Source organism: Kitasatospora sp. NPDC002965, from assembly GCF_040611255.1.
In the GTDB taxonomy this organism is placed as follows: domain Bacteria; phylum Actinomycetota; class Actinomycetes; order Streptomycetales; family Streptomycetaceae; genus Kitasatospora.
In genome coordinates, this window is the sequence record NZ_JBEXNT010000228.1 from 1 (window position 1) to 7,918 (window position 7,918).

Genomic DNA, 7,918 nt, shown 5'->3' on the forward strand with positions numbered 1-7,918 from the left:
GGGGGGTGGGGGTGGGTGGGTTTGGTTGGTGGCGTGGGTCTTGGGTTTTCAGTCGCGCCCCCCCCCCGCCCGCCCCGGGGCCCGCGCGGCCGCCGGCGGGGGGGCCCGCCCCGCCTTGTCCCCCTCCGGGCTGGCCCGTCTCCGGGCCTGCCCCCACCCGGCCTGCCCCTTCTCCGGGCGCACCCGCGCCCGGCCCCTCGTATCCACTCGTCCGACGAAAGGCCCCACGATGACCACCGGCACCCCCGCCACGACCCCCTCCACGACCCTGCGCGACGTGATCGGCCTGGACAACCGGCCGCCGCGGCTGGGCGAATCGGCCCTGATCATGATCGATTTCCAGAACACCTACCGCACCGGCGTCATGGCGCTGGAGGGCGCCGAGGAGGCCCTCGCAGCCGCCGCCCGACTGCTGGAGCGCGCCCGCGCCGCCGGCACACCGGTCGTCCACATCGTCAACGACGGCGGCGAGGGCACCCCCTACGACATCCGCGCCGACATCGGTTCCCTCAGCGACGAGGTCGCCCCGGTCGACGGCGAGCCGGTCGTGGTCAAGCAGTTCCCCGACGCGTTCCACGCCACCACGCTGGAGGAGACCCTCACCGACCTGGGCTTCGCCCCGGGCGGCGGGAAGGACCTCGTCCTGGCCGGGTTCATGACCCACATGTGCGTCACCTTCACCGCCCAGGGCGCCTTCCACCGCGGCTACCGGCCCACCGTCGTCGCCGCGGCCACCGCCACCCGCGCGCTGACCGGTCCGGACGGCACCGTGCTGCCGGCCGCGGCGCTCCGGTCCGCCGCCCTGACCACCGTCACCGACCTGTTCGGACTCAGCGTCCCCACCGCCGAGGACCTCCCCGCCTGACCCCGCCCGGACCCGGACGCGGCCGTGCGGGCGGGCGGGCCTCCCGCACGGCCGCGTTCATGTCACATTTCCGGCCACAATGGGCACTCCACTCCATGAGCACACCACAGGCACAGGATCTCCGCGTAGGGTGAGGCCGTTCCACCGCCCGGTTTCCCGACCAACGAGCCGTATCGAGCGTGCTCTTCGACAGGACTGGAGTGAATTGACCATGCACGAGCGTCAATTGTGGAAGCGTCTGGCGACCTCGACCCTCCGCGGGATCGCCCGCCGGGGACTCGGCGCCACCCTGGGCGTCCTCGCGCTCATGGCCGCCTTCGTCCTCGCCGGCACCACCACCGGGGTGTCGAGCGCGGCGGCCCAGACGTCGGCGGCCTCCGGCAGGTGGGCCTGCTCCGGCGAGGCCATCACCCCCGGATGGGTCGTCACCGCGTGGGAGCGCGGCGGCTGCAGCGGCCGCGGCTCCTGGTACCAGGAGCCCGCCAAGGACGGGATCTGGACCTGTTCGGGCTCGCCGGTCGTCACCGGGTACGTCACCACCGACCACACGCAGAGCGGCTGCAACGGCATCGGGAACTGGCGCCACAACCTCGTCCGCGAGGGGATCTGGACCTGCGGCGGCTCGCCGGTCGTCACCGGGTACGTGATCACCGACCACATCCGCAACGGCTGCGCCGGCGTGGGCTCCTGGCGCCACAACCTCGCCAAGGACGGGATCTGGACGTGCGGCGGCTCGCCGGTCGTCGCCGGGTACGTCAGCACCGACTACATCCAGAACGGCTGCTCCGGCGCCGGATCGTGGCGCCACAACATCGCGCGCGTCGGCCTGTGGACCTGCCCGGGCTCGCCCATCCCGCCCGGCTTCCGCTCCACCTCCTACCAGGCGTCCGGCTGCGGCGGCCTCGGCGCGTGGGTCCTCGCGCGCGCCTGACCCGATCGAAGGCCCGGAGGCACCGCACCCACGGCGGTGCCTCCGTCCCGTTCGCACGGATCCGGCCGCCCACCGGACCGGCTTGACCGTCGAACAGGCGCTGCTGCGATAGTGGGCGCGTGCGTGTCGATCTCCTCGGACCTCTGGTGCTGGACCTCGGCGCCGGCCCGACACCGGTCGGCGGTCCCCGGCTACGGGCACTCCTGGCACGGCTCGCGCTGGACGCCGGGCGCGGCGTCCGGCCGGAGAGCCTCGTCGAGTCCCTGTGGGCCGGGGAGCCGCCCGCGGACCGGGCGAACGCGCTGCAGTCGCTGGTGTCCCGGTTGCGTCGCGTCCTGGGTGATCCCGCGCTGCTCACCGCGGGGCCGGCCGGCTACCGGCTCGCCGTCGAACCGGACGCGGTGGTCGCCGTCCGGGTCGAGCGGCTGGCGCGTTCCGGGCGGCAGTCACTCGCCCAGGACCGGCCCGCCGAGGCCGTCGCGACGCTGCGGGAGGCCCTGGGGCTGTGGAGCGGCCCGGCCCTCGCGGACGTCCGCGAGGCGCCGTTCGGCGACACCGAGGCCGCACGGCTGGAACGGGTGCGGCTGGCCGCCACGGAGGACCGGATCGAGGCCGAACTCGCGCTCGGCCACGGCCCCGACCTGGTCGCCGAGCTGGAGTCGCTGACGGCGGGCCACCCGCTCCACGAACGGCTGCACGCCCAGCTGATCCGCGCGCTCGCCGCCGCAGGCCGACGCGCCGAAGCCCTGGCCGCCTACCAGCGGCTGCGCGACCGGCTCGCCGACACCTTCGGCAGCGACCCCGGGCCCCGGCTCCAGGCGGCCCACCTCGCCGTGCTGCGCGGCGAGGTCCCCCCGCAGCGACAGCACCCGGACGCGCACCGGCCGTTCCGCCGATCGCGGGTCCACGGGAACCTGGACGCTCCGCTGACCAGATTCATCGGCCGTCAGGAGGACGTCCGCCGGGTCGTCGACCTGCTCGACCGGACCAGGCTGGTCACCCTGGTCGGTCCCGGGGGCTCCGGCAAGACCCGGCTCGCCGGCGCCGCCGGACACCGGCTCACGCCGTCCTGCGGCGTGTGGTTCGTCGCCCTGGCGCCGGTCGGCCCGGACGGGGTGGCGCGCGCCGCACTCGACACCCTCCGGGCGCGCGACGTCGACCCGCCCGAACGCCCTCCGGCCCCGGACCGGCCGTCCGGGGCGTCCCCGGACACCGGTCCGGGCTCGCCCGGGGAGATCCTGGACCGCCTGGCCGAGACCGTGGCGGACGACGACCTGGTCCTCGTCCTCGACAACTGCGAGCACGTGATCGAGACCGCGGCCGCGCTGGCCGGCTCCCTGCTCGGCCGCTGCCCCCGGCTGCGGATCCTGGCCACCAGCCGCGAACCGCTGCGGATCGACGGCGAGACCCTCCACCCGGTGCTCCCCCTGGACCTGCCCGAACCGGGTGCGCCGGCCCCGCAGGCCCGGGCCTGTGCGGCGATCCGGTTGTTCCAGGACCGGGCCGGCGCGGTCCGCCCCGGCTTCACCGTGGACGACGACCTGCCCGCGGTGATCGAGATCTGCCGCCGCCTGGACGGCCTGCCGCTGGCGATCGAGCTGGCGGCGGCCCGGCTGCGGACCCTGCCGATCGAGGTCGTCACGGCCCGCCTGGACGACCGGTTCCGGCTGCTCACCGGGGGCAGCCGCACCGCGCTGCCCCGCCACCGGACCCTGCGCGCCGTGGTGGCCTGGAGCTGGGACCTGCTGGCCGACGACGAGCGGGCGCTCCTGGAGCGGCTCGCGGTGGTCCCCGGCAGCTTCGCCGAGGACGCGGCGCGGGCGGTCTTCGGGTCCGACCTCCACCGGGCGGACGACGTCGAGGAGTTGCTGTCGGGTCTCGCCGACAAGTCGCTGCTCCATCCGGTCTGGTCCGCCGACACCGGCGAGCTGCGCCACCGGATGCCGGAGACCGTCCGGGAGTACGGCCTGGAACAGCTCGCCGGGCGCGGGGAGACCGGCGCCGTCCGCGCACGCCTCACCGGATTCCTCCTCGACCTGGTCGAACGGGCCGAGCCCCGGCTGCGCACCCGCGACCAACTGCGCCTGCTGGCACGGCTGTCGGCCGAGCGGGACAACCTGTTCACCGCCGTGCGCCGGACGGTCGAGGCCGGGGACGCCGCCACCGCCGTCCGGTTCGGCGCCGCACTGTGCTGGTACTGGACCATGCGGGGCAACCCGCCCGAGTCGCTGGACCTGCTCGGCCAGGTGCTCGCGATGCCCGGGCCGGCCGATCCGGTGGCCCGGGCACTGGTGGTCGTGACGCACACGCTGGGCACCGAGGCCGTCGGCCCGCCCCACGAGGCCGAGGCCGCCTTCCACCGGATGGTGCGCGCGGTGGAGGGCATCGACCCCGGTGTCCATCCCCTGCTGGAGATGGCCCGGTCGGCCGTCGCCGCCGCCCGGCCGGCACCGCCCCCGGGCCCGGCGGGCGGCCCGGACGCAACGGACGCAGGGTGCTCCTCCCCTCCGCCGGCGGAGGGGGCAGGGACTGGAGGGGACCCCTGGAGCCGGGCGTTCGGGCTGATGGTCCGGGGCCTGCTGGCCATGCGCACCGGCGACCTCGCCGGCGCGACGGAGCTGCTTGCCCGCGCACGGACCGGTTTCGAGGCGCTCGGGGAACGGTGGGGCGCGGCGACCACGCTGAGCACCCTGGGGTCGATCCGGCAGCGGTCCGGCGACCCGGCCGGCGCACTGGCCCTGAACGAGGAGGCGGCCCGGTACTTCCAGGAGCTCGACATCCGGGAGTACTCGATCGAGAACGACGTGCAGACCGGGCTGGCGATCGCCCAGGCCGGGGACGTGGAGGGCGGGCGGCGACTCCTGGAGGGCCTGCTCGACGAGGTGACGCGGGCCGGGGCGGCCGAGCCGCGGGCGCACGTCCGGCTGGGCCTGGCCCGGCTGGAGTGGCTGGCCGGACGGCCGGGGCCGGCCCGCGAACACGCGCGGATCGCGCTGGCCGAGTCCCCCGACGGCCGGGCGGTCCCGTCGCACCTCACCGCCCTGCTGCTGGCGGTCCTCGCCCAGGCGGACACGGCGGAGGGCCGCCCGGAGGACGCCGCCCGGCGGCTCGACCACCCGGCGGTGCACCTGATGCTGGCCCGGGACACCCCGGCCGCGGCCGGGATCGTGGCCGCGGTCGCCGGGATCGAGCTCGGCCGCGACCGGCCGGCGAGCGCGGCCCGGCTGCTCGGGGCCGCCGCCGTGCTGCGGGGCCCGGACGACCTGGGCGACGCCGTCGTCCGCGGGGTCGAGCGGCGGGCCGCCGCCGCGTTGGGCGACGGGTTCGCGGCGGCGCGCGCCGCGGGCGCGGCGATGCCGCGGACCGAGGCCAGGGGCCTCGCGTCGGCGGTCGTCGCCGCGCCCGGAGCCCGCCCGGGGCCGACCGGTCAGCCCGGGCAGCCCGGGCAGCCCGGTCGGCCGGATCAGCCCGTCTGAGTCACGTCCGTGACGGACGGCACCGCACCCGCCGGGGCCTCGGCCGCAGCCCCGGCATTGGCCTGGGCCGGAACCGGCTTGCCGAACATCGTGCAGATCACCGCCGTCCGGAGCGCCCGATCGGCCTCCAGCAGCCGCTGATCGGCACCGAACTCGAACAGGAACTCCGTCGGGACGAGCACGGTGGAGGTGCGCGCACCGGTCCCGTCGGTGAGGTTGCCGCTGCTGTACCCGGTGATCCCCCCGCCGTGGCCCCAGACCGTGCCGCACGGGGTGGCCCCCGTCTCGACGCCCAGCCCGTACCCGGCTCCCTCCGGATCCTCCGGATCCATCGGCACGGTGGTGCGCAGCTCGTCGAGCTGGGCCGCCGGCAGGAGCCTGCCGGACATCAGCGCCGTGTAGAAGCGGGACCAGTCCTGCGCCGTGGAGACCACCGCCCCGGCGGCTCCGCCCCAGCTCGGGTTGTTGCCGGAGGTGTCGACGTGGCCGTCCCGGCCCGGCCCGGCGACCACCCGGAACTCGGCGGGCACGCCGGCCGGCATGTGGGCGGCGTCCGGTTCGTACCCGCGGGCGTACCGGCCGCGCCAGCGGGAGTCCGTGGCGAGGTAGGTGTGCCACAGGCCCAGCGGCCGGGCGATCCGGTCACGGATCAGGTCGGCCGGGCTCGCGCCGGTGACCGCTTCGAGGACGGCGCCGACCGCGGCGTAGTTCGTGTTGCTGTAGGACCACTTCGCGCCGGGGGCGAACAGCGGCTCGTGCCGTACGCCCAGGGCGAGCAGTTCCGTGGAGGTCCACCGCCGCCGGTCCTGGCCGAGGATCGAGCCCAGGACGGCGCCGTCCTCGGTGTAGTCGAAGAGGCCGCTGGTGTGGTTCAGCAGCATCCGCAGCGTGATCGCCGCGCCGTTCGGGACCCGGCCCGGCAGCCACTTCTCCACCGGGTCGGTCAGGGCGAGCCTGCCCTCGGCGACCAGTTGCAGCACGATCGTGGCGATCATGGTCTTGGTGTTGGAGCCCATCCGGAACTCGTCGCCGGCCCTGAGCCGCTGGTCCCGCGCGGCCCACGGGGCCTGCTCGACGATCTCGACGGGCCGGCCGCGGCCGTCGTCCACCCGGACGATCACCCCCGGCGCTCCCGCCGCCACGAGCTGCCGCGCCAGTTCCGTCAACCGGGCCCGCTGCGACTCGGCGCCCTCCTCGGCCACCACCGGTGCCGGTGCGGGAGCCGCGACCGCGGGCGCCGCCAACCCCATGGCCAGACCCGACGCCGTCACCACCGCCGGCACCGTCCGCCGCCAGCGCGACCACGCCGTTCTCCCCGCCGGGGCCGGACGCCCCGGCGGGGACGCCTGTCGGGACACCGCGTGCTGTTGGGACATGGAACCGTCCTCCTCGTTCTGGCTCTGCTGGACGGCCCCAGCCTCCGCCCGGCCGCTGGCAAGCCGCGCACAACACGCTGTCAGGCGGCCGGCCGCGGGCGCACCGGTTGCCGGCACCCGGTGCCGGGCCCCGTTCCCGGGTCGCGGCGGTGACCCCGGGCGGGTTCCGGTGACCCCGGGCGGCTCCGCACCCCGGGCCGTTCTCGTGACCCTGGGTGGTTGTCGGGACCCCGGGTGGTTGTCGGGGCGGCCCGCGGCGGCGTCCCCGCAGCCCTGGCATGTCGCAGGCGGTAGCGGTTCACTGGTAGTGAGCAGGGCAGGAGACGGAGGCCCGGCGATGGACTGTCCTCACCCGATCGGGTTCCACGCGGAGGTCCGCACGCAGTACGCCGCTGCCGGAGCGGACGTGGCCAGGCTGGTGCGAGCCGTTCCGGACGACCGGTGGAGAGCGCCGACCCCCTGCCGCGACTGGGACGTGCGCACGCTGGTGAACCACCTCGCCGCTCAGCACCTCTGGGTCTGCCAGGCGGTGGCGGGCTACACCCCGGAGCAGATCGGCCACCGTTTCGAGGGGGACGTGCTGGGCCGCAACCCCCTCGGCGTCTGGACGATGGCCGTCGACAGCGCCGTGCGCGCACTCGCCGAACCGGGCGCACCCGACCTCCTCGTGCACCTGCCGTACGGGATGCGGGACGCCGGCGGTTACGTCCGTGAGCTCACCGCCGAGACCGTCGTGCACGGCTGGGACCTGGCCCGCGCGCTGGGCGAGACCGGACGGATGCCCCGGGACGCCGCCCGGTACGCGCTCGCCGAGTTCCGGAGCTACCGCGACCCGGCGGGCACCGGCCGGTTCGACCCGCCCCGCACCGCCCCTCCTGGTGCCGACTCCCAGGAGCTGCTGCTGGCCCTCACCGGCCGCGACCCGGGCTGGTCCGCCGACCGGATCTGAGCGGACGGCGGAAGCGCGGGTCCCGGCCCTCTGCGGCGCCCAACAGGTACGACGGCCCGTTCACCCCCTCCCCACCGATCCGGCGGTCCCCTTCAGGGGCCGCCGGTCGTTCGTGCTGCCCCGCCCCGCGTGCGTGCGTGCGACGGGCTTCGGACGGTCCGGTGACCTCGTCGAAGCGCCGGAAAGCCCCTCTTTCCTGCCGTTCCGGTTCCTCCGCGGCCACGCAGGGTGAGGGCTGTGGTGCGGGCCACCCGGAGGCGGGTGACCCGCCACCCTTTCCACCACCCCCGGCAGAGACACCGTCACCCACCGTCGACCATG

General features: G+C 76.0%; 5 protein-coding genes. 4 read left to right on the plus strand and 1 reads right to left on the minus strand.

What is annotated here, in order from left to right; translation table 11 throughout:
* Positions 1 to 229: 229 nt before the first annotated feature.
* The 3 genes from ABZY91_RS40650 to ABZY91_RS40660 all read left to right on the plus strand — a co-directional run bounded on the left by ABZY91_RS40650 (position 230) and on the right by ABZY91_RS40660 (position 5,272).
* Complete coding sequence (locus tag ABZY91_RS40650; protein WP_355409110.1) at positions 230 to 865, plus strand: isochorismatase family protein; 636 nt, start codon at positions 230 to 232, stop codon at positions 863 to 865.
* 211 nt (positions 866 to 1,076) lie between these two features.
* Positions 1,077 to 1,796 carry a hypothetical protein gene (locus ABZY91_RS40655; protein ID WP_355409111.1) on the plus strand — a complete coding sequence of 240 codons (720 nt, stop codon included), beginning with the start codon at positions 1,077 to 1,079 and terminating at the stop codon, positions 1,794 to 1,796.
* Positions 1,797 to 1,915: 119 nt separating this feature from the next.
* The gene (locus ABZY91_RS40660) at positions 1,916 to 5,272 is read left to right on the plus strand and encodes a BTAD domain-containing putative transcriptional regulator (RefSeq protein ID WP_355409113.1); all 3,357 of its coding nucleotides are present in this window, start codon (positions 1,916 to 1,918) and stop codon (positions 5,270 to 5,272) included.
* On the opposite strand, the gene ABZY91_RS40665 is transcribed toward ABZY91_RS40660, so the two are convergent.
* Positions 5,260 to 6,648, minus strand: a complete 1,389-nt coding sequence (locus tag ABZY91_RS40665; protein ID WP_355409115.1) for a serine hydrolase domain-containing protein — start codon at positions 6,646 to 6,648, stop codon at positions 5,260 to 5,262. The genes ABZY91_RS40660 and ABZY91_RS40665 overlap by 13 nt on opposite strands.
* 337 nt (positions 6,649 to 6,985) lie before the next feature.
* Between ABZY91_RS40665 and ABZY91_RS40670 the strand changes: the two genes are divergently transcribed.
* Complete coding sequence (locus tag ABZY91_RS40670) at positions 6,986 to 7,597, plus strand: TIGR03086 family metal-binding protein (protein ID WP_355409117.1); 612 nt, start codon at positions 6,986 to 6,988, stop codon at positions 7,595 to 7,597.
* Positions 7,598 to 7,918: the final 321 nt, after the last annotated feature.